Source organism: Pseudanabaena mucicola FACHB-723 (assembly GCF_014696385.1).
Classification (GTDB): domain Bacteria; phylum Cyanobacteriota; class Cyanobacteriia; order Pseudanabaenales; family Pseudanabaenaceae; genus Pseudanabaena.
In genome coordinates, this window is sequence record NZ_JACJQB010000012.1 from 24,478 (window position 1) to 44,065 (window position 19,588).

Genomic DNA, 19,588 nt, shown 5'->3' on the forward strand with positions numbered 1-19,588 from the left:
TTTCATAGTATAGGGTGTTTGAGATGATTCTAAATACCCTTACTTAGAGCAAATTCAAAACAAAACACAAGCATTACATAGAGGATTTTCATCTTGACCTTCAATATAGACTTAGCTAGACAAGTTGCTTTAGCTTACAGTAGTAATAATTCTGAGAAGAGTCTTATAGAATCTTTCTCTCAAGTGTGTAACTTTCTCGCAGATAACCCAGATCGTATTTCATGGAGAAGCAAGAAGAATATTCCATCTGTTGAAACTCAAGCTGGATTGAAAATATTAGCAGAGCGTTATTTTTCTGCTTATAACAAATCAGATTTTCCTGCTGTGCCTAGAACCGTTCCTGATGAAATGGTTAGTATTGTTATGCAGGAAGCTTATGGATATAGTGTAGAACAGTGTGAACAAACTAAGATTGATCATCAGCACTCAATGTGTGCAGAAAATTGTGTTGGCGCACTTTTAGAAAGATATCTTGATTCTGTTCTTCGCGATCATAACTGGCATTGGTGTTGTGGAGATTTTGTTAAAGCAATTGACTTTGTAAGCAAGACTGATGATTGTAAATGGCTTGCCTTACAGATTAAAAATAGAGATAATTCTGAAAACTCTTCAAGTAGTGCGATTAGAAGTGGAACGGAAATCGAGAAATGGTTCAGATCGTTTTCAAAAACAGGAAAAACTAACTGGAACAATTTGCCAAAACTAATGCAAGGTTACAACCTCAGTGAACAAGGGTTTGTTGACTTTGTTAAAAGTTATTTGAGAGAACAAAAGATTAATCAAAATCAATAGTTTTAAAAGAGAGACATTTGATTTAAATTCTTTTTATCTGAAAGCGAAATATTATTAAAGTTAACGAACCATTCTGTATCACTCGTATTTTTGTAGCGTGAATAGGAGAAATTTAAATTAGTTTGAATAGATTCTTCATGTAAAAGTTTAAATATTAATACTCCAATTGCACGTCCAAGACTGGCAGGAACAGCATTTCCAACTTGTTTGTATTGTTCAATAAGGGGCCCAGCTAATTGCCAATTATCAGAAAATTCTTGAATACGTTTATATTCTTCAATAGATAAAGGTCTATCTTCTTCAGGATGAGCTAAATCAGTCGCAGGCATAGCTGGATGAGTGACTAAAGTAGGGGATGGTTTATCCCATGCAAGTCTGCGTAAAAAACCTGTTTTTCCACCTCCAGCATAGTAAGACTTTCCTAATGCTTCTTTCTGTAAATCTTCTGGCAAAGACTTCCAATTTTGTCCTTCATTAAGCATCCTGTAATACTTTAAGCGCTTCTCTGGAAATGTCAAATGATGATGATTAGTAAGTCCTCTAGTTGCTTGTCTAAATGTCTTCCATTTTTTAAGTCCATTTTCTCCATACTCAGAATGTGTAGGCACTAAAAATGGTGGTTTATCTCCATTACGAGAGCAAATTATAACAACACGTTCTCTGCACTGAGGAGTCCCAAAATTCGCCGCATTGTAGAGATTAAATGAAAAACCATATCCATTTTTTTTGATAATACTAATAACAAAATTTAGAGCACCACCAGGTAATTCATCTAGGCTCAGGTCAGGAAAATCAGAACCTCTCATTTCATGAGGTCGATGTTGCATTGGACAAGATAATAGTCCACGAACATTTTCAATCACTAAATATTTGGGTCTTATGTCTAACGCAAGATTCAGGTAAGTCAAAAAGGCGTTGCCACGATAATCGTTAAACCCATTTCGCTTTCCTGCTGTGCTAAATGCCTGGCAAGGTGGACCGCCAACAATCAAATCAACGTCATCACTGCGGGTAAGCCCAGCATATGAGAGAACCTCATCTGCTGAATACTTGTTAATATCCCCAATTAAAGCAATATTAGGCTTATTCAGAGCAATCGTTTGACGACAGTATTGATCAACTTCACAAGCCAATCTGATATCAAAACCAACTTCTTCAAGTCCTTGATCTAATCCCATTGCACCAGAGAAAAAGCTCAAAGCTATCGGCTTATTCTTTCTAACAGAATATGATCTATGGTCTTCCGCAAGATGGTGAGCAGTCATAAGACCATACTGAGATAAGCTTTTGGGATTAATCAACCAAGTGTTACCTGCTTTTTCTGCATCAATAACGCCCTCCCGACATAAAGTTCGCACACGTTGTTCACTTACATTTAAGTTTGTAGCTGCTTCTTTTATTGTTTGGTAGGTACGCATTGTGAATTTCTTTTGCGAAACTTGTGATGCGTACCATTTTATATTAAAAATGAAATCTTGCAAGACTTAATTAGTTTATGACAATGATGCTTTTAGCTGAGAAAGGGAATGTGAGTGGTTGGGGCGATCGCGTTTTTGAGTGATTGATTGGGCGATCGCGTTTTTGTAAGTGGCGGGGCGATCGCGTTTTTGTGGGGGATTTGGCGATCGCGTTTTTGGGGTGGGGATTGAGCGATCGCTTGACACAGTATTAATATTGATACTAGTATTTGCTATAAACCTAACCTTATGGCACAAGTAGAAAAAATAGTTGCTCAGCTAAAAAGGAATTCTCAAAATGTTAACTTCACTGATTTAGTAAAAGTTTGCAATCATTACTTTGGAGAGCCTCGACAGCAAGGGACAAGTCATTGTGTCTACAAAACACCTTGGCAAGGCGACCCTCGCGTTAATATTCAAGAAAAGAATGGCAAAGCCAAAGTGTACCAAGTCAAACAAGTATTAGCAGCGATCGAAAAAATTGAGGGAATGAAAGATGATTAACCATGAACACTACAGCTATAAAATCACTTGGTCAGTCGAAGATCAAGAATTCGCAGGATTATGTGCAGAGTTCCCTAGTTTGTCCTACCTTCATGAAAATCGCTCCGATGCACTAGAAGGTATTACAAACTTAGTCAAAGATGTGGTAACAGATATGGAATCAAATGGAGAAAAAATCCCAGAACCAATAGCTGAAAAAGTCTATAGCGGTAAGCTTCAAGTTCGCATTCCTCCATCTCTTCATCGCAGATTAGCAATGGAGGCCGCAGAAGAAAACGTTAGCTTAAATCGCTATATGAGTCAAAAACTTGCAGGTTGATATTTTTTGTTTTGTATTAGTGGATGGTTGGGCGATCGCATTTTTGTGAGGGGGATGATTGGGCGATCGTGTTTTTTGTGGATGGTTGGGCGATCGCCTCTAAGGGAAAAACTTGTAAATATCCTTACGGTGCAAAAATCTTACAAAAATTACTTCATTCTCCAACACTTCTATCCCTACCCTGTAATCACCTAAGCGAATGCGATAAAAACTATCATATCCCTGCATCTTTTTTAGATTATTGATTTCCCCCACAGATTCAGCTTGCTTACAGGACAAAATCACCTGCTTCAACCGTTACGATCCTTGACTAACTTCAAGTCTTTCTCAAATCTAGACTCAAACCTAACATTCATGCAATATCACCATCTAGAAGCGCAAAGATATTCTCTTCAGGAACAAACTCATTTTTTCTACCCTCAGCGATCGCATTCCCTAAACCCACCTCTTCTAAAGCATCTTGAAATATTTCCGCAAAAAGCTCTTTTCTAGTCTTAATCAAATCAATTAAGATTTCAGTAAGCATTTCTCTTGTCTTCTCATCGTCAAGGAGTATTTGCATATTCAAACTCTCAATCATAAACCAAGTTTACATAATTCTAACTCAATAACATCAAACACCTTGTGGCGATCGCATTTTTTGTCGTTGGTTGGGCGATCGCCTAAAACATGTTCAGCCTAAATACAGACAAATAAAAATTAATTAATGTAACTAATGTTGTTGATCAAGATAGTGCGACTGCGATCGCAGTTTGAATCAAATTTGTGAGTCAGCTATCACTGAACGCAAAGTTAAATAATAATTTTGCGATCGCGCATTTTTCCCATGGCTTTCAAATTCTCGATAATCCATATTTAGTTACTTACTGCAAAAAGGAATGAATTAGTTGAGCAGTCTCATCTGGATGGCTATAAGAAAATCCATGAGCAGCATCTACAATAGTTTCTAATTTAGAATTCGGAATTTTGCTAACCAGTGTATTACTATTTGCAGAAGGGATAGCTATATCTTTATCTCCCGTAATTATCAGTGTGTGGGCTGTAATGTTGGGTAGTGTGTCACAAGTGTTATGAGTTGTAAGAGCTTGAAGCTGACGTTGTAAGGCTTCATTCTGGCTATGAAATGGAATTGTTTCCTTTAGAAGTTGTTCCAGTTCTAGATGATGATCTTGAATGAATATGGGTGTAAATAGTAACGGTAAAAGATCTCCAGTTATCAATCCACTGATATCTCCAAATTCACTACACTCACCACCTGCAAATGTACACCCAAGAATGAGTTTATCCAGTTTTTTAGGGTGCTTTAAAGCAAATTGCTGAGCGATTGCACCACCCATACTGACACCAAATACATGAGCTTTGTTGATATTCAAAGCTTCTAAAAGTCCTGCGGCATCATCTGCCATATTCACAATATCGTAGGAGCTAGCAGATTGGCTAGTTAGCCCTGCATCGCGGTTATCAAACAAGATCAGTTGATAGTGCTGAGCAAGTAAATCGGTAAATTTCTTACTCCAATCAAGAAGGCTAAAGCTCAGACCCATAATCATCAGCAATGGTGAACCACTACCTTGGATTTGATAGTTGACATTAATATCACCAACAGTAATTTTGGACATATGTTTATTGGGTACTTATTGTTTAGACGTAGATATTTTTAGAATACACAGACTTTTGAGGGAAAGGGTGACACGATATAGAATAGAGTATTTCCCATTTCTGTTAGAAAATTCTTTCTTCAAACACTGGTTTACTCTTCAAACACTAGTTTTCTAAGTGTTGTTATTGCGATACTTGACACCTTAGCAAGTTATATATATCTATAAACTTTTATGAATAAATCTTTTACTTCTCAAGCGGATGAATGGACAGAAGCTATTGCCCAAGTCCAAAAACGCTACGATCGCGAATATCGTAATGAAGCCTTTGACTTGCCAGCAGAAGTGGAATCCATGCCCCTATTTCGAGAATGGGTTAGTCATTCCCTATCTAGCAAAATTGCCTCCCCCTTTTGGGAATTAGCCCAGTTTCAAAAAAATCAGCGTTGCCTAGATATTGGTTGTGGAGTTAGCTTTTTGATTTATCCTTGGCGCGATTGGGAAGTTTACTTTTATGGTCAGGAAATTAGTTTTGTGGCGAAAGATGCTCTCAATTCAAGGGGTTCACAACTTAACTCTAAACTCTTTAAAGGCGTACAACTAGGTTCAGCTCATCAACTCAACAGCTACGAAAATGGATTTTTTGATCGCGTCATTGCCACAGGCTTTAGCTGCTACTATCCCCTCGATTATTTGAAAATATTTTTCCGTGAAGCCAAACGAGTTTTAAAGCCAAACGGCATCTTGATTTTTGATGTGATCTCCCCTGACCTAGAGCTTGCCGAAAATTGGGCAATTCTAGAGATGTACTTGGGTGTGGAGGTGTTTTTTACACCCCTAGCAGAAATTACAGAACTGATTCAGTCCATGGGTGGCAAAGTCACTGCTCAAAAAGACGGATCACTATTTCGGATGTATCGCGTTCAGTGGTAGTTTGATGTCATCAAACTAGATGGATTAACTCATGTCCGATAATTCTCAAACAACAGGTGCAGATGCAATTGATATTGCGATCGCAAAAGGGATTGACTTTGATGGCTCACCCATTGATCCCAAAAAGCTCGACCTTTACAGTAGTGTCATGGCACTGGAGGCAGGTCGTCAACGTAGTGGCGTAACTAACACCATGCGATCGCGCATTGTCCGTATTGGCGCAAAGCACATTCCTCAAGACGAGCTAAACCAAAAGTTAATCGACGCAGGATTTGCCCCACTTAAAGATAAAGACATTGCTTATTTTTACAATAAGTAGCCAGAAATAAGAAGTGAATGGCGGTGCTTCGCGCCGCCACTCACTTCTTGTTTTTTGTGTCGAGCTAAATCTACAGCCTTTTGGCGTATTTTAGGCAAGATCTGGGCATAATTAATATATATGCAACCTTGCAAATCACTATGTTTAAGTATTGGCAAACCATTCCCAAAACCCTACTTACCGCGCTGTTTGTAACAGGGCTAGTCGGTTCGGTTGGCTTAGTGACCTTGAGCAAAAACAATGATGCGGTTGCCCAAAATTCTACACGTCCCCTCAATTCCCGCGAACGTGCCATCGAAAGACTAAAGCGATCAGGTCAGCGTTGGATTGAAATTCGCCTGCGAAGTCAACGCCTACTAGCATGGGAAGGCAACCGACTCGTATATGCCGTCATTGTTTCGACAGGAAAAGGTTCAACCCCTACCCCAATGGGTGTCTTTGCCGTCCAGACTAAATATCCTGTTGCGAGTATGGAAGGTGATGACTACTATGTGCCAGATGTGCCTAATGTGATGTACTACAGTGGCAATTACGCGATTCATGGGGCATATTGGCACAACAGCTTTGGTATTCCTGTGAGTCATGGCTGTACGAATGTTGCCCCAGACCATGCCGCATGGCTATATCGATGGGCTTCGGTCGGTACGCCTGTGGTCGTTAACTAAAAGCCCACATGCCTTAGAACTATGCGAGAAGCGGCGCAAAGCATCACCACTCTTGATTGAATTTCATAAAACTTAACGAGCTAGAAATAGACAGAGGCGATCGCCTCACAGTAACCTAGAGACGGTATCTGTAATCATTTTATTTTTCACATTACAGTCTTTAAGAATAAGGATAAACCTATGGCAGTTCAACGCGGTTCTAAGGTTCGTATTTTGCGTAAAGAATCCTACTGGTATCGTGAAGTCGGTACTGTAGCTTCTGTTGACAAGAGCGGCATCATCTACCCAGTGATCGTTCGTTTCGACAGCGTAAACTACTCCAACGTCGCAACTAACAATTTTGCGATCGATGAAGTCGAAGAAGTCGCCTAGATTCTTCTCGCTTAAAAAAGGTACAATCTTTGCGTAGCAAAGATTGTACCTTTTTTAGTAAGTAATGCCCGAATTACCAGAAGTTGAGACAGTTCGTATTGGTTTAAATCAAAACACCTTGGGGTGGCAGATTGAAGGTGGCGAAGTTTTGTTGCCCCGTGCGATCGCCTATCCCGATCACCCTGAAGCTTTTTTGGCGGCGATGCTCGGTCAAGAGTTTACAGAATGGCAACGACGGGGAAAATATTTGATTGCGAGTTTGTCTAAGGGGCATAAATTAGGCGTACATTTGCGAATGACGGGTAGCTTGCTCTGGTGCGATCGCCATGAACCTGTCGGCAAGCATACGCGAGTACGTCTGTTTGTTAAAGAGAAAACATCCTCAAAAAAGCAAAAAACTAGCCATCCTAAAGAACTGAGATTTGATGATCAGCGCACCTTTGGCAAAGTTTGGTGGGTTCCTTCCGATCAACCCACTGAATCTGTAATTACGGGATTACAAAAGTTAGGTTTAGAGCCATTTGATCCTGAGTTTACGCCAGCGCATTTGTCCACGAAACTCAGCCGCTCTGGTCGCCCGATTAAAACCGTACTACTCGATCAAGAAATCGTTGCGGGCATTGGCAATATTTACGCCGATGAGTCACTATTCCTCAGCAAAATTCATCCTCAGCTTCCTGCCAATAGCTTAACTTCAGCACAGGTCGAAGCTCTGCATCAAGCAATTATTCGCGCCCTCAGTGATGGTATTGCCAAGGGTGGAACTACCTTCAGTTCCTTTCAAAATATTGCAGGAATTAAGGGTAACTATATTGATACTGCTTGGGTATTTAGGCGTACAGGGCAACCATGTAACATCTGCGGGACTACCATTATACGCATCAAACTTGGCGGACGTTCGACGCATTTTTGTCCACAATGTCAATCTGCGATCGCAAAGGATGGGAAAAACTAGATATCTTTATGACAACACCTTAATATAAAGCGTCCAATTGCAAGGCTGACGAAGTTCACCATACTTACCTTGTAAAATTTGCCAAACTACTTCCCTCGTCCAGAAAAATGACACTACTAACGTATGGTCTGGTGGCACATCGATACCTGCATAGAGACTTGGTTTTGCCCCTGTAATCGAAACCAGTTTGGTTGATCCTTTGACTTCTACTACGGCTGGATAAGGCTCACCACCAATCAAGTATTTCTTAGGGACAACAAACAGCGCGTAGACGTGATGCTGTCCTAACCAAGGTTCAATGATGATTTTTCGCGGATGGGATTTATAAATTTGGGTGTTATTGACTGTGTGCAGTGAATTAGAACACACAACATCGGCATTGTCTGGGCTGGTAGATGCTTGATTAGTAGATATAATTTGCCACGCAAGCCAAGATATCCACAAAACAGGAATCGCGATTAAAACTACAGCTAATTGGAACAATTTCCTAAACACTCCCTGATGTGATTTGTTCGGTGTTCCCATGGCTTGTATCTCATGGACAGGGGGCGAGGCGGGTTAGTAAAACTGCGATCGCATCAGCATATTGGCGGAGGTCTGTTGATGGCAAATTGCTGTTGTTGATCATGATGCTAAAGGTAACTTCATTATAGTTAGGGGGCTGGACATATCCTGACAGGGAAATTGCACCTGTTAATGTCCCTGTTTTCGCTTGGAGAATAGTTTGGGCGGCGGTATCTTTAAAGCGATTGGTCAATGTGCCATCGATGCCTGCAATTGGTAGAGATTTACGAAAAGCTTGGTCGCGGGCTGAGGTTTGCAAGAGCTGGGAAATAGCTCGAGGGGTGGCGAGGTTGCGGCGCGATAAACCTGATCCATCGACTAGAGACACATTGGCAACCTTGGCTGTTTGTAAATATTGATTGACAGTAGCGAGTCCATTAACGAGGTTATCGTTACTTGTCGTTTTTGCTGGCATACTGCGATCGCCCAAGGCTCTTAGTAATAGTTCAGCATAAAGGTTATCGCTGTCCTTGTTGGTGGTGGCCACAATCGCTGAGAGAGGTGCAGAAACTGCGATCGCAAGTTCTTGATTGAGAATAGGCGGCTCAATAGATTGAGCTTTAGTAACAGGAGAAATTTGAATGCCTTGGGCAACTAATTCGCGACGTAATAGGCGCAAAAAATTATCTTTGGGGTTAGGCATGGCAACGCCACCGAGTCTGAGTTCGGCATCAATGGGCATCTGACCTGTAATCCTGAGTATTTTTTGTTCGCCAACTCTAGTTACTGTTAAGTCATATTCACCCCCCGCCGCAACGGTTTGCGATTGATTATCAATTTCCCAATCATTCGCCAAGCTCGGATCGGCAATGTCCCAATTAAATTTGACTGGCTCACCGATTTTAGTCGGCAGAATTGACCAATATAGGGAATTACCATCGATCGTAAAGGGAGATGCGATCGCCGCATAATATTCCTGTAAGTCTTGCCATTCCCAACTGCCCACCAGCTCATTGCCTTGCATAGATGTTATGCCCCAAATGCCGCCGTTGATGCGTTTCACCCCCCGATCCTTGAGCTGAGTTACCAAGGATTTTAATCCTGTCGCTGATTGAAAACTGGGATCGCCAGATACAGACAACCACAACCCATTTTCTAGTGTGCCATCGGTCGTTGGCACTGTTGAAGACATTAACCGAGTCGCAAAGCGATAGTCTGCCCCAAGTTTTTTGAGGGCGATCGCCGTGGTAAATAGCTTGGTGCTAGAAGCAGGAATAAAATAGCGATCGCCATCGAGATTGACTAATACTTCTTGCGATGGACTAGCTTGCACAAATACGCCCACCCTTGCCGTCTGCAATGCTGGTACATCGGTGATTTTGGTGATTTCTGATTGCAGTTGACTAGGACAAATTTTAGGTGCATTCGCCTTGGCGAGGCTGGGAATAAACCAAGGTAAGCAAAAAATTGCGATCGCAGATAACCGACACCATCGATAGGGCATTATACAAATCCTAATTTTTGGAGAACAGCGGTTTGGGCGGTAGGCTGTTGGCTATAGGCAAAGCCCCAAGGTAAATCCGTTGGCAGCAGTGGTAATAAATTGTCCAATGTGTAGGGACTGCCATAGACCACCACCGCTTGCAACTGATTCTGGATGCGTAACTCCTTAATCAATTGACGGATCTTTTGATGAAGATTGGTTTTGCCACGGAAGGGATTGCCACGACTAAAAATCTGTAAGCAAACTTGGGTATAGCGATCGCAGCGCAAACTGGTTAAAGTTTCCGCATCCACAACCATCCGCGCATAATTATGGGCTTTGGGCAAAGTCACTGCGGGCGATCGCAAATTTAAAAATTCGGAACAGGTCAAGGGGTCATCAACAATCAATAAATTAAGATACTGACTTGCTTTATTAGGGGCAGAATTTGGGACAGATTCTTGAGGTGAGGTTAAATTTGCGATCGCAGAATAGACACTAGTGGCATCGGTGGCAATCGCCTTGGCAATCTTTAAATTTGCCGAGTTACCCAACTTCGATAAATTGGGCGGGATGCCACAAACCTTTTGTTTAGCTTTCCAAATTCTTTGCACCGATTGACGAATGCGATCGCGACTGATTTCTCCCATTTCCACCGCCGTACAAATTGCGTGAATAGTGGCGATCGGATCAACGGGCATTAATAAAATATCGGCTCCCGCCTTTACTGCTTGCACCGCAATCGCAGCAGGACTATCCAGATCCGCCACCCCTGACATAATCAGCGCATCGGTGGTAATAATGCCATCAAAGCCCAATTCCTTTCGCAAAATATCAGTGAGAATATGCGGCGACAATGTGGCAATATTTTTAGGATCTAGCGCTGGCGCGAGCATATGGGCGCTCATGATCGTGTCTACCCCTGCTGCGATCGCATTCACAAAGGGCATAAACTCAACACTTTCAAACCTTTGGCGATTATGGAGCAAAGTTGGCGTTTGCAAATGTGAATCTACAGCCGTATCACCATGACCGGGGAAATGTTTAGCTGTGGTTAACACGGGATACTGTTTAGCGCCTGCAATAAATCCTCTTGTGCCGCCCATCACTTCACCAGCAGTGACCCCAAATGCGCGTACATTAATTACGGGGTTTTCGGGATTATTGTTGATATCGACAACTGGCGCAAGTACCCAGTTAATGCCAATCGCCAAGGCTTCTTCGGCAGTGATCTGTCCCATCGCCTCCGCATAGTCTAGGGACACATCCTGCAAAGCCATCGGCGGCGGGAACCATGTTGCACCGCTAAATCGCTGCCCCACACCTTCTTCAATATCCGCCGCAACCAACAGAGGTATTTTTGCCCATGACTGCATTTGCTGAGTTTTGAGAGCGATTTCGGGCGCACTTCCCCCCAACAAAATCACACCGCCCACACCGTAATTGCTGAGCAAATTATACAAATCTGCCCTTGCCAATTCCCACTCTGGGTATTGAATCTGATGGTCGTAGAGCATTCCGCAAGTACGCACAACCAGCATCTGGGAGACTTGCTCCACAAGGCTAAGGCTATCAATATCAGGTAGTTGAATCGGCGGCATGATCAGGTAAAAAAATAGCTTTAGAAATCTAACCCAAAGTCTTTGCGGGTCATTGGTTGCGGCACTTGTAAGCCTTCACCACCAATATATTCTAGGGGTTTACCTTCAACAGACAGATATACTTTTGCGTCAGGTTCTAGGCTAGTGGCGGTGTATAGCACCTGAATTATGCGTCCCTGCATCGAGGCAGAGCCGCCACCCTTAGTGAAGTCGTTGGATAGGTCAATCCGAATTTCTTGCCCCTTGGTAACGGCACTCAATACCTTAGTATTGGCAGGAATCGCACTATAAAGCTCTGGTTCAGGAGGGTTTTCCGAAATTAAGGTATTGATGACAGAGGTGATCGCCGCATCGTTATTTTTTGCCTTGACCGCGATCGGTACAGCTACTAATTTATTTTGCTTCGACTCAATCCAATAGACTGCTAACTGACCATCTACGGCTCTCTCGGCTGGTGGCGATTGAGTAACTTGATTGATCGAAGTCGGGTTTGGGCTGACAGGATTAGGCGAATTGCTGAAATTACCATTGACCAGCACTGCTGCACCAGAACCACCGACAACTGCAACAGCCAACAATCCTAACCAAGTACCTTTATTTAAAACAGGAATTTTCATAATTTCGCTCCTCCAACTGTGACTAAGTTAGCCTGACACCTTTGACGTAAACAATCATAAGTTAGCTCCCCAATCTATTTTATCGTAGTGTTAACCATTTATTTTTCATTAAGTCCGCGCATGAGTTAGCACTCGCACCAAATCTTCAGAGCGGATCGGCTTGCCAATATGATCATTCATACCTGCTTCATGACACTTTTTAATATCTTCTGGCATCACATTAGCAGTCATCGCCACAATCTGTGGTTGCGGATTAATTTTGTGATCTTGACGAATCAATCTAGCGGCAGTGATACCGTCCATCTCAGGCATTTGTAGATCCATTAGCAATAGATCGTAATTTTGATTTGATAACTTCCTTAATGCTTCTAGACCGTTAGCAGCAATATCGGCTAGATATCCCAGTTTTTTTAAATATAATGATGCAATTCTTTGATTTACTTCGTTATCTTCAACGATCAAGATTTTAAGGGGAAATTGATCCGCCAACAAAATTTGCGGTTCTAATGGTGCGGCTCCATCCACATCGGAGGATGGCACTTTAGTCGCGGACTGATTGGGGAGAGAAATTGTGAAGTAGAAGCTAGCACCTTGGGATTGGGAGTCAGTGGTTATGTTCCAGTCAAGGGGAGCTTCACCACCAATATGCCCTTTACTCTCGACCCATAATTTTCCGCCCATGAGCTGCACCAAGCATTTACAAATTGCTAGCCCCAGCCCTGTACCGCCATATTTACGACTAATGGAAGCGTCGGCTTGGGCAAAGGGGGTAAATAGCATCTGAATGCGATCGCAATCGATGCCAATGCCCGTATCTTTGACTTTAAAGATTAGTTGCATATCTCCCTGAGCAGATTGCCGACGATTCACCTCCAACTGCACTGCCCCTTGCTTCGTAAATTTAATGGCGTTACTAATCAGATTAATCAGAATTTGATTAATTCTGGCAATGTCACCAACGATGATTTTGGGAACATCATTTGCGATCGCAAAATTTAGGGTGTTTTGCTGACTAGCTGCTTGCGGACTGAGCATCTGATACACCGATCTCGTCGCCTCAACTAGTACAAACGGGCGCGACTCTAGCTCTAGCTTGCCTGCCTCAATTTTAGAAAAGTCAAGAATGTCATTAATTACCGATAGCAAGATATCGCCACTGTCGCGAATTGTCTGCACATAGTCCTGTTGTTCTTCGGTGAGCGGTGTCAATGAGAGCAATTCCGCCATCCCCAACACTCCATTCATCGGCGTGCGGATTTCATGGCTCATATTTGCTAGAAACTCACTCTTGGCTCTAGTCGCTGCTTCCGCATCTTCCTTTGCCTTTTCTAAGGCAATTTCTGCCTGTTTGCGTTCGGTAATGTTACGGGCAATTTGAATAACCCGATCCTTCGCAATTGGCGAAATCGTCGCAGCAAACCAAATATCTTCACCATCAATTTCTAGGCAATAATCGCAACTGACAATCTTGTAATCAGCTAAAGCAGTCTGAATGGTCGATGCAATAATGCCAGCCGCAGGTTGAGGTAGCTCTTGATCAATGGGTTGGCTGAGAATATGCTCAGGTTTACCAATTAAATAGTCAAAGGCAGTGGGGACAATTTTGAGACACTTACCCTCATGGTCACGGACTAGCACCATGTCAGACATGGCGGCAAATAGAGCATTCTGTTCTAAATAGGCTTCACGCAACTTGGATTCACTTTCGATCAAATCCAGTTCCGCTTGCTTGCGTTGGGTGATTTCTTGAATATATCCATGCCAGAGGACACTGCCATCGGGTTCACGCTGTGGCGTGGCATGTCCCGCGACCCAGATTGTCCTACCGTCAGCAAATTTTACTCGATATTCACACAGCCATATATGCAAATTTTCTGCGGATTCATGGATACTTTGGATAACTCGATCGAGATCATCGGGATGGAGCCTGTCCAGCACTGGATTCGCATCCTCGTAGACCTCTTCAGGCAAAAAACCATAAACGTCATATATGCCGTGACTAGCATAGGAGAAATGGGGACTGCCATCGGGGCGCAGTCGATATTGATAGATAAATCCGGGAACATTGAGAGATATTTGCTCTAGCCTTTGATCGGCTTCTATTTGGGAAGTAATATCACGAACGATAACTAGGGCTTCTTGATCATTAATGGCAGCAATGCGAACTTCTTCATGGGCGACTCTACCTGACTTCATTAATTGATGTTTGTAGACTTGAAGTTCCTTGGTAGTAATTGCTTTTTCGATCGCTTGGAGTTGTTTTTGCAGCAGTTCAGGGGGTAATACTTCCGATAGATGCTGGTTAATCTTGGCGAATTTATTACCTTCAATGCTAGAGGTATTGATTATGCTTAGGCATAATCCGTCACGACGCACGCATAATAAGAGGTCAGGCAAAGCTTCAATGATGGCGGATTGTCTGGCTTCACTAGCTTGTAGTGCCGACTCCATATTTTTGCGATCGCTAATATCGACATGAGTACCAATAAATCGCAGTGGTTCGTCATCACTAGTCCAACTAACAACCTGCCCACGATCTAAAATCCACTTATAGTTACCATCCTTGCACTTCAGGCGATGCTCTGAGAGATAGCGGGGGATTTCTCCGCGCAGGTGTTTATGCACCTCCGCATAGACTTGCTCTCGATCATTTGGATGGATGCGTTGATCCCATTCGCTGACATTATTGATAATCTCGTCATCGGCAAAGCCCAACATCGACTTCCATTGCGGCGAGAAGAAAACTTCGTTAGTCTGTACATTCCAGTCCCAGATGCCATCACCACTACCTTCGATCGCAAATTGCTGACGTTCTTCATTAACTTTGATTTGCTGCTCTATTTGCTTGCGGTTAGTAATATCTTCAAAAATGTACATCCTGCCCAAATAGCAATCATGACCATCACGAATTTGGCTCGAAAAGCGACGAATCACCCGATTATCATTGAAAGCGATTTCATCTTCAACTACAGTACGATTTGCTTCACTTTGCAGTGGTTTGCATGATTCGACGAAGGTAGGTAAGTCGGCAATCAGAGGAATGCAGTCGGGGATAATATCGTTGTTTTTGAGTTCCCCATTGTAAATTTGGGCTTCTAAATGTTCAAGCCCCCAAATCTCACAAAAACGATGATTACAATAAATAATTTCGTCAGTACGATTATCGACCACTAGAAATCCTAATGGTGAGCCATCAGACATGATGGGAAGCAAGGACTCTTTCCAGAACATGTCTGACTGAGCAAGTTTTGGTGATATGGTTTCTGTGGTGATGTCCGAGTTAGTCTGTAGATTCTGTGTATATTGGCTTTCTGTACGCAGGGCGATGCCTATTTGCGTAGCAATATTCTGAAGGATGCCAATTTCGTAGGCTTGCCAATTTCGTGGACGATCGCATTGGTGGGCAATGATCAATCCGAATAAATGGGCTGATGGCTGTGAGCCGATTAAGATGGGGATGATCAGATTAGCTCTTACTTGGATCTGTGCCAAAAAGTTGGCATAGCATGACTCTAGAGAACTAGTCCGCGTATCTGAAATGACACTGCATTTGCCAGTTTGGTAAATATTAGCCCCATTTTTAGCAAAGCATGGGTCGCTAATTGGTTCTCCCAGTATTGATTTACAATCGCCACTAACTGACTCTGCGGTAACTGCGCCATCGTTCTCTGGCAAAAATTGATAGATCAAAACGCGATCACATTGCAATAGTAATCTTGTCTGCTGAACAGTAACGTTCAACAGATCAACAAGATTCGTAGAATTATGAATCTGTACAGATATTTCTGTAAGGCGATCCAAAATCCCCTCTAGGCAAATTTCGGTACTATCGCTGGAGACCATGGCAAAATATTTTAAGATTTTTCTGTTTATTCCCCTCTTATCAATATTACCTTAGAGAGCATTCGGTCAAAGTAAAAGCACTGTGTAAACTTAATAATTACCCCACTAATTGCTACTTTCTTGAAGAGCAATCTTCATAAACTGTTCGACTTTTGATAAATCTTTGTCCCCTGCGGAACGTTCGACCCCACTAGATACGTCTACACCACTTGGGCATACCATGGCGATCGCCTCAGCAACATTATCGGGAGATAGTCCCCCCGCGAGCCACCAGTCACAACTTGGCTGAAACTCGCGCAACATCTGCCAATCTAAGGTTTTGCCAGTGCCTCCCGCCATGTGTGGATCATAGGCATCCAGCAAAACCACGTCCACCACATCGCCAAAAAGTTGAGCCACAGCAAGCCCCGCTTGATTTTTAACTCGCAGGGCTTTAATCAACTTAACTTGAGGTTTGATGTGAGCTAGCTGCGATCGCAATTGTTGGCAAAACTCTGGTGACTCATTTCCATGCAGTTGCACAGCATTTAGCCCTGCCTGCTCCACGGTTTGGCAAATTTCCGCCATACTGGCATCGAGAAACACACCGACAAGATCAAGGTTTGCGTCTAGACTGGAAGTGATTTTTGCGATCGCCATTGCTTCGATATATCGTGGTGATGAAGATACACAAATAAACCCCAGTGCGTTTGCCCCTATTTGGGCGATTGACTGAGCTTGCTCAAGTTTCGTAATTCCACAGATTTTGATATACATACACAAGCACTCACAAGCACTAATTTCCATGACCGATTATCCATCCTACCCAAATCCTATGCCCCCTCAACAACCAATAAATCAAACCCTAGGTGAGAAATTGGTGACTAAAGTCTCCACAGGCTCAGCAATAATCATGGCAATTGCGATCGCCTGTTGCACCCCCTCATTGCCAGCACGCGCATCTTTGTTTGATGGCCCCGTCGATCGCTTGCCGTCAATCCAGCGTAATTCGCTTCGTAATGGTCAATCGGTAGTCACAGGCGAAAAAGGAAAATATGTAGCAAGGGTACTGATTACAGCGTCTCCTGATGTGGTTTGGAAGGTTTTGACAGATTATGGCAATCTCTCGAAATTCATTCCCAACATGAAATCGAGCAAGGTGATTGAATCCCGTGGCAATCGTAAAATCATTGAACAGGTTGACGCTCGCCAAGTCTTTTTAGTTTCTGTAGTTTCGCGCACCAAGTTAGCAGTCCAAGAGACCGATCGCAAACAAATTGATTTCCGATTGCTCGATGGCGATCTTGCCAAAATGGAAGGCTACTGGAAAATGGAACTTGTTTCGACAGTGCCACGCCGCCCACCAACACAAGTATTGATTACTTACACAGTCAATGCTCAGCCCAAAGGCTCTGTACCTACCGAAGCTTTCTATACAATCTTTAAAGAAGCTTTAGATGACACCTTGCAAGCCATTAAAAAAGAAGTTAAAAGGAGAACATAGATAGAAAGTATGAAGTATCACACAGCGTGTGATACTTCATACTTTCTATTGAGTTTTTGAGTAGAGTAAATTAACCAAGCAGACAGTATGGCGGAACTTCCTTTATTTGATGGTGACAGAGCGCTGGAATTGCGAAGAATTTTGCAAAAAGCTAGTTATGAATACTATGCTCTTGATGCGCCAACAATGGAGGATTCGGTCTATGACGCGTTCTATCGGGAATTGCAAGAACTAGAGTCAGAATATCCATTTTTGATTACCCCCGATAGCCCCACGCAACGGGTCGGGGAAAGACCAGTGAATCAGTTTGTCTCGGTGCAGCACCACATTTCCCTTTATAGTCTAGACAATGCCTTTACTAGTAATGATGTGATTGCTTGGCAAGAACGTTGTCAAAAAGGATTAGAAAACTCAGCTTTTTTAGAAAGTGTTTGTGAATTAAAAATCGATGGCTCGGCGATCGCCCTCACCTACGAGCATGGTGTATTAGTGCGTGGCGCAACCAGAGGCGATGGCACATCGGGCGAAGATATAACTACCAATATCAAGACAATTCGTTCTATTCCCCTGCGCTTAAATTTAGAAAATCCACCTGAACGTCTAGAGATTCGGGGGGAAGCATTTTTACCGATCGCAATTTTTGACGAGATCAATCAAGAACGCGCTGCTCAAGGAGAATCCCTGTTTGCTAATCCTCGCAATGCCGCCGCAGGCACATTACGTCAACTCGATTCGCGCATTGTCGCTAAGCGTCGCCTTGATTTTTTTGCCTATACAATTCATACCGATCGCCAAGATATAACTTCGCAATGGCAAGCCCTTGAGTTCTTGCAACAAATTGGCTTTCGAGTAAATCCTAATAAGAAACTCTGTACATCAATTCAAGAATTGCAGGGTTATTACGATCATTGGGGAACAGAACGGCTGAAACTACCCTACATGACCGATGGCATGGTAATTAAGCTAAATCATTTCTCGCAGCAAAAACAACTGGGCTTTACACAAAAAACTCCGCGCTGGGCGATCGCATGGAAATATCCTGCCGAAGAAATGCCAACAATTATCGAAGCCGTCACCGTGCAGGTGGGACGGACTGGCACACTCACGCCTGTAGCCGAATTACGCCCTGTATTACTAGCAGGTACAACCGTGGCGCGGGCAACCCTCCACAATAGCGATCGCCTTGCCGAGCTAGATTTACATATCGGTGATACTGCCATTGTTCGCAAAGCGGGGGAAATCATTCCTGAAGTGGTGCGGATTTTACCTGAATTGCGTCCTAGTGGGGCAATCCGATTTGTGATGCCTAGTCACTGCCCTGAGTGCGGACAGCCTGTTTGGAAACCCGAAGATGAGGCGGCAACTCGCTGTGTAAATATTGCCTGTCCTGCGATCGTGCGTGGTGCAATTGAGCATTGGGTCAGTCGTGATGCCCTTGATATCAATGGCATTGGTGAGAAATTAGTTAGGCAATTGGTGAGCGAAAATCACATTACTTCCGTTGCTGATTTATACGACTTGACTAGTGAGCAGTTGCAAACCCTCGAGCGTATGGGGCAGAAGTCGGCGGATAAAATTATTATGGCAATTGAGCAGTCCAAAGCTAAACCTTGGGCTAGGGTTTTGTATGGCTTAGGGATTCGCCATGTGGGCAGTGTCAATGCTCAAAATATTGCCGATAACTTCCCTAATGTCGAATTACTCGCCAAGTCCAGTCCCGAGGCGATTGCTTCCATTTTTGGCATTGGTGAAGAAATTGCCCAATCAATTTATGAATGGTTTCGTAAAGAAGCGAACCAAAATTTAGTACAGCGTTTGCAAGAGGCAGGGTTACAGTTTGTTGGGGCAAAACAAGTACAAACTGCGATCGCAATTAATCCTCAGATCACGGGTAAAACCTTTGTGGTCACTGGCACATTGCCCACTTTAAAGCGCGATGAAGCCAAGGATCTGATCAAGGCAGCAGGTGGCAAAGTGACCGATTCGGTGAGTAAAAAAACAAATTATCTGGTGGTGGGCGCGGATGCTGGTTCTAAACTCGAAAAAGCACAAGCGTTAGGAATAACTTGTCTTTCGGAAGAGGAGTTACTGAAGCTACTTAATGATTAAGACTTACGCAAATTTCTGTGTAGTGGCAATTCAT

Annotated in this window: 21 protein-coding genes; 10 read left to right on the forward strand and 11 right to left on the reverse strand. The window is 43.1% G+C overall.

All coding sequences use genetic code 11. From position 1 onward, the window contains the following. Positions 1 to 93 precede the first annotated feature (93 nt). Entirely contained in the window at positions 94 to 792 is a 699-nt protein-coding gene (locus tag H6F41_RS08275) for a SinI family restriction endonuclease (RefSeq protein ID WP_190403004.1), read from the forward strand. Between the two features lie 2 nt (positions 793 to 794). On the opposite strand, the gene H6F41_RS08280 is transcribed toward H6F41_RS08275, so the two are convergent. Continuing rightward, a complete protein-coding gene (locus tag H6F41_RS08280; protein ID WP_190403005.1) occupies positions 795 to 2,210 on the reverse strand; it encodes a DNA cytosine methyltransferase in 1,416 nt (471 codons plus the stop codon). A gap of 75 nt (positions 2,211 to 2,285) precedes the next feature. Continuing rightward, complete coding sequence (locus tag H6F41_RS08285; protein WP_190403006.1) at positions 2,286 to 2,456, reverse strand: hypothetical protein; 171 nt, start codon at positions 2,454 to 2,456, stop codon at positions 2,286 to 2,288. A gap of 42 nt (positions 2,457 to 2,498) precedes the next feature. On the opposite strand from H6F41_RS08285, the gene H6F41_RS08290 reads away from it, so the two are divergent. Both H6F41_RS08290 and H6F41_RS08295 read left to right on the forward strand, forming a co-directional pair. Then, positions 2,499 to 2,753: a toxin HicA gene (locus tag H6F41_RS08290; protein ID WP_190403007.1), complete on the forward strand. Its 255-nt coding sequence runs from the start codon at positions 2,499 to 2,501 to the stop codon at positions 2,751 to 2,753. Continuing rightward, on the forward strand, positions 2,746 to 3,072 hold the full coding sequence (locus H6F41_RS08295; RefSeq protein ID WP_190403008.1) for a type II toxin-antitoxin system HicB family antitoxin: 327 nt from the start codon (positions 2,746 to 2,748) through the stop codon (positions 3,070 to 3,072). Before H6F41_RS08290 ends, H6F41_RS08295 begins: the two co-directional genes overlap by 8 nt. A gap of 99 nt (positions 3,073 to 3,171) precedes the next feature. Here H6F41_RS08295 and H6F41_RS19340 read toward each other — a convergent pair whose 3' ends face one another. The 3 genes from H6F41_RS19340 to H6F41_RS08310 all read right to left on the reverse strand — a co-directional run bounded on the left by H6F41_RS19340 (position 3,172) and on the right by H6F41_RS08310 (position 4,691). Beyond that, positions 3,172 to 3,300 carry a type II toxin-antitoxin system RelE family toxin gene (locus tag H6F41_RS19340; protein ID WP_408962536.1) on the reverse strand — a complete coding sequence of 43 codons (129 nt, stop codon included), beginning with the start codon at positions 3,298 to 3,300 and terminating at the stop codon, positions 3,172 to 3,174. 124 nt (positions 3,301 to 3,424) lie between these two features. Then, positions 3,425 to 3,634 carry a hypothetical protein gene (locus H6F41_RS08305; RefSeq protein WP_190403009.1) on the reverse strand — a complete coding sequence of 70 codons (210 nt, stop codon included), beginning with the start codon at positions 3,632 to 3,634 and terminating at the stop codon, positions 3,425 to 3,427. Between the two features lie 301 nt (positions 3,635 to 3,935). Then, the gene (locus H6F41_RS08310) at positions 3,936 to 4,691 is read right to left on the reverse strand and encodes an alpha/beta fold hydrolase (RefSeq protein ID WP_190403010.1); all 756 of its coding nucleotides are present in this window, start codon (positions 4,689 to 4,691) and stop codon (positions 3,936 to 3,938) included. 213 nt (positions 4,692 to 4,904) lie between these two features. Between H6F41_RS08310 and H6F41_RS08315 the strand changes: the two genes are divergently transcribed. From H6F41_RS08315 to H6F41_RS08335, 5 genes are all read left to right on the forward strand, one after another. Continuing rightward, positions 4,905 to 5,603 (forward strand): class I SAM-dependent methyltransferase, encoded by a 699-nt coding sequence (locus tag H6F41_RS08315; protein WP_190403011.1) that lies wholly within the window; start codon positions 4,905 to 4,907, stop codon positions 5,601 to 5,603. A 31-nt stretch (positions 5,604 to 5,634) separates the two neighbouring features. Continuing rightward, positions 5,635 to 5,922, forward strand: a complete 288-nt coding sequence (locus H6F41_RS08320; protein WP_190403012.1) for a small RNA NsiR4-regulated ssr1528 family protein — start codon at positions 5,635 to 5,637, stop codon at positions 5,920 to 5,922. Between the two features lie 140 nt (positions 5,923 to 6,062). Next, positions 6,063 to 6,587, forward strand: a complete 525-nt coding sequence (locus H6F41_RS08325) for a L,D-transpeptidase (RefSeq protein ID WP_190403013.1) — start codon at positions 6,063 to 6,065, stop codon at positions 6,585 to 6,587. Positions 6,588 to 6,767: 180 nt separating this feature from the next. Next, a complete protein-coding gene (locus H6F41_RS08330) occupies positions 6,768 to 6,959 on the forward strand; it encodes a photosystem I reaction center subunit IV (protein ID WP_055077578.1) in 192 nt (63 codons plus the stop codon). 64 nt (positions 6,960 to 7,023) lie between these two features. After that, on the forward strand, positions 7,024 to 7,914 hold the full coding sequence (locus tag H6F41_RS08335) for a DNA-formamidopyrimidine glycosylase (protein ID WP_190403014.1): 891 nt from the start codon (positions 7,024 to 7,026) through the stop codon (positions 7,912 to 7,914). Positions 7,915 to 7,920: 6 nt separating this feature from the next. On the opposite strand, the gene H6F41_RS08340 is transcribed toward H6F41_RS08335, so the two are convergent. The 6 genes from H6F41_RS08340 to H6F41_RS08365 form a co-directional block, all read right to left on the reverse strand. After that, the gene (locus H6F41_RS08340) at positions 7,921 to 8,439 is read right to left on the reverse strand and encodes a hypothetical protein (protein WP_190403015.1); all 519 of its coding nucleotides are present in this window, start codon (positions 8,437 to 8,439) and stop codon (positions 7,921 to 7,923) included. A 10-nt stretch (positions 8,440 to 8,449) separates the two neighbouring features. Next, the gene (gene dacB / locus H6F41_RS08345) at positions 8,450 to 9,922 is read right to left on the reverse strand and encodes a D-alanyl-D-alanine carboxypeptidase/D-alanyl-D-alanine endopeptidase (protein ID WP_190403016.1); all 1,473 of its coding nucleotides are present in this window, start codon (positions 9,920 to 9,922) and stop codon (positions 8,450 to 8,452) included. Beyond that, positions 9,922 to 11,502 carry a glycoside hydrolase family 3 N-terminal domain-containing protein gene (locus tag H6F41_RS08350; protein WP_190403017.1) on the reverse strand — a complete coding sequence of 527 codons (1,581 nt, stop codon included), beginning with the start codon at positions 11,500 to 11,502 and terminating at the stop codon, positions 9,922 to 9,924. The genes dacB and H6F41_RS08350 overlap by 1 nt, the downstream gene beginning before the upstream one ends. A gap of 20 nt (positions 11,503 to 11,522) precedes the next feature. Further along, positions 11,523 to 12,119, reverse strand: a complete 597-nt coding sequence (locus H6F41_RS08355) for a GerMN domain-containing protein (protein WP_190403018.1) — start codon at positions 12,117 to 12,119, stop codon at positions 11,523 to 11,525. 108 nt (positions 12,120 to 12,227) lie between these two features. Beyond that, positions 12,228 to 15,962 (reverse strand): PAS domain-containing protein, encoded by a 3,735-nt coding sequence (locus tag H6F41_RS08360; protein WP_190403019.1) that lies wholly within the window; start codon positions 15,960 to 15,962, stop codon positions 12,228 to 12,230. Between the two features lie 105 nt (positions 15,963 to 16,067). Continuing rightward, positions 16,068 to 16,718: a phosphoribosylanthranilate isomerase gene (locus tag H6F41_RS08365; protein WP_190403020.1), complete on the reverse strand. Its 651-nt coding sequence runs from the start codon at positions 16,716 to 16,718 to the stop codon at positions 16,068 to 16,070. 28 nt (positions 16,719 to 16,746) lie between these two features. Here H6F41_RS08365 and H6F41_RS08370 point away from each other — a divergent pair, with 28 nt between their 5' ends. Next, positions 16,747 to 17,445 carry an SRPBCC family protein gene (locus H6F41_RS08370; protein WP_190403021.1) on the forward strand — a complete coding sequence of 233 codons (699 nt, stop codon included), beginning with the start codon at positions 16,747 to 16,749 and terminating at the stop codon, positions 17,443 to 17,445. 87 nt (positions 17,446 to 17,532) lie between these two features. After that, the gene (gene ligA / locus H6F41_RS08375; protein WP_190403022.1) at positions 17,533 to 19,554 is read left to right on the forward strand and encodes an NAD-dependent DNA ligase LigA; all 2,022 of its coding nucleotides are present in this window, start codon (positions 17,533 to 17,535) and stop codon (positions 19,552 to 19,554) included. Positions 19,555 to 19,588 lie beyond the last annotated feature (34 nt).

What these genes read in the sequence shown, in the direction of transcription:
- H6F41_RS08280 (WP_190403005.1), bottom strand. Translation starts at nt 2,210, where the DNA reads ATGCGTACCTACCAAACAATAAAAGAAGCAGCTACAAACTTAAATGTA.
- H6F41_RS08290 (WP_190403007.1), top strand. Translation starts at nt 2,499, where the DNA reads ATGGCACAAGTAGAAAAAATAGTTGCTCAGCTAAAAAGGAATTCTCAA.
- H6F41_RS08295 (WP_190403008.1), top strand. Translation starts at nt 2,746, where the DNA reads ATGATTAACCATGAACACTACAGCTATAAAATCACTTGGTCAGTCGAA.
- H6F41_RS19340 (WP_408962536.1), bottom strand. Translation starts at nt 3,300, where the DNA reads ATGCAGGGATATGATAGTTTTTATCGCATTCGCTTAGGTGATTACAGG.
- H6F41_RS08305 (WP_190403009.1), bottom strand. Translation starts at nt 3,634, where the DNA reads ATGCAAATACTCCTTGACGATGAGAAGACAAGAGAAATGCTTACTGAA.
- H6F41_RS08310 (WP_190403010.1), bottom strand. Translation starts at nt 4,691, where the DNA reads ATGTCCAAAATTACTGTTGGTGATATTAATGTCAACTATCAAATCCAA.
- H6F41_RS08315 (WP_190403011.1), top strand. Translation starts at nt 4,905, where the DNA reads ATGAATAAATCTTTTACTTCTCAAGCGGATGAATGGACAGAAGCTATT.
- H6F41_RS08320 (WP_190403012.1), top strand. Translation starts at nt 5,635, where the DNA reads ATGTCCGATAATTCTCAAACAACAGGTGCAGATGCAATTGATATTGCG.
- H6F41_RS08325 (WP_190403013.1), top strand. Translation starts at nt 6,063, where the DNA reads ATGTTTAAGTATTGGCAAACCATTCCCAAAACCCTACTTACCGCGCTG.
- H6F41_RS08330 (WP_055077578.1), top strand. Translation starts at nt 6,768, where the DNA reads ATGGCAGTTCAACGCGGTTCTAAGGTTCGTATTTTGCGTAAAGAATCC.
- H6F41_RS08335 (WP_190403014.1), top strand. Translation starts at nt 7,024, where the DNA reads ATGCCCGAATTACCAGAAGTTGAGACAGTTCGTATTGGTTTAAATCAA.
- H6F41_RS08340 (WP_190403015.1), bottom strand. Translation starts at nt 8,439, where the DNA reads ATGGGAACACCGAACAAATCACATCAGGGAGTGTTTAGGAAATTGTTC.
- dacB (WP_190403016.1), bottom strand. Translation starts at nt 9,922, where the DNA reads ATGCCCTATCGATGGTGTCGGTTATCTGCGATCGCAATTTTTTGCTTA.
- H6F41_RS08350 (WP_190403017.1), bottom strand. Translation starts at nt 11,502, where the DNA reads ATGCCGCCGATTCAACTACCTGATATTGATAGCCTTAGCCTTGTGGAG.
- H6F41_RS08355 (WP_190403018.1), bottom strand. Translation starts at nt 12,119, where the DNA reads ATGAAAATTCCTGTTTTAAATAAAGGTACTTGGTTAGGATTGTTGGCT.
- H6F41_RS08360 (WP_190403019.1), bottom strand. Translation starts at nt 15,962, where the DNA reads ATGGTCTCCAGCGATAGTACCGAAATTTGCCTAGAGGGGATTTTGGAT.
- H6F41_RS08365 (WP_190403020.1), bottom strand. Translation starts at nt 16,718, where the DNA reads ATGTATATCAAAATCTGTGGAATTACGAAACTTGAGCAAGCTCAGTCA.
- H6F41_RS08370 (WP_190403021.1), top strand. Translation starts at nt 16,747, where the DNA reads ATGACCGATTATCCATCCTACCCAAATCCTATGCCCCCTCAACAACCA.
- ligA (WP_190403022.1), top strand. Translation starts at nt 17,533, where the DNA reads ATGGCGGAACTTCCTTTATTTGATGGTGACAGAGCGCTGGAATTGCGA.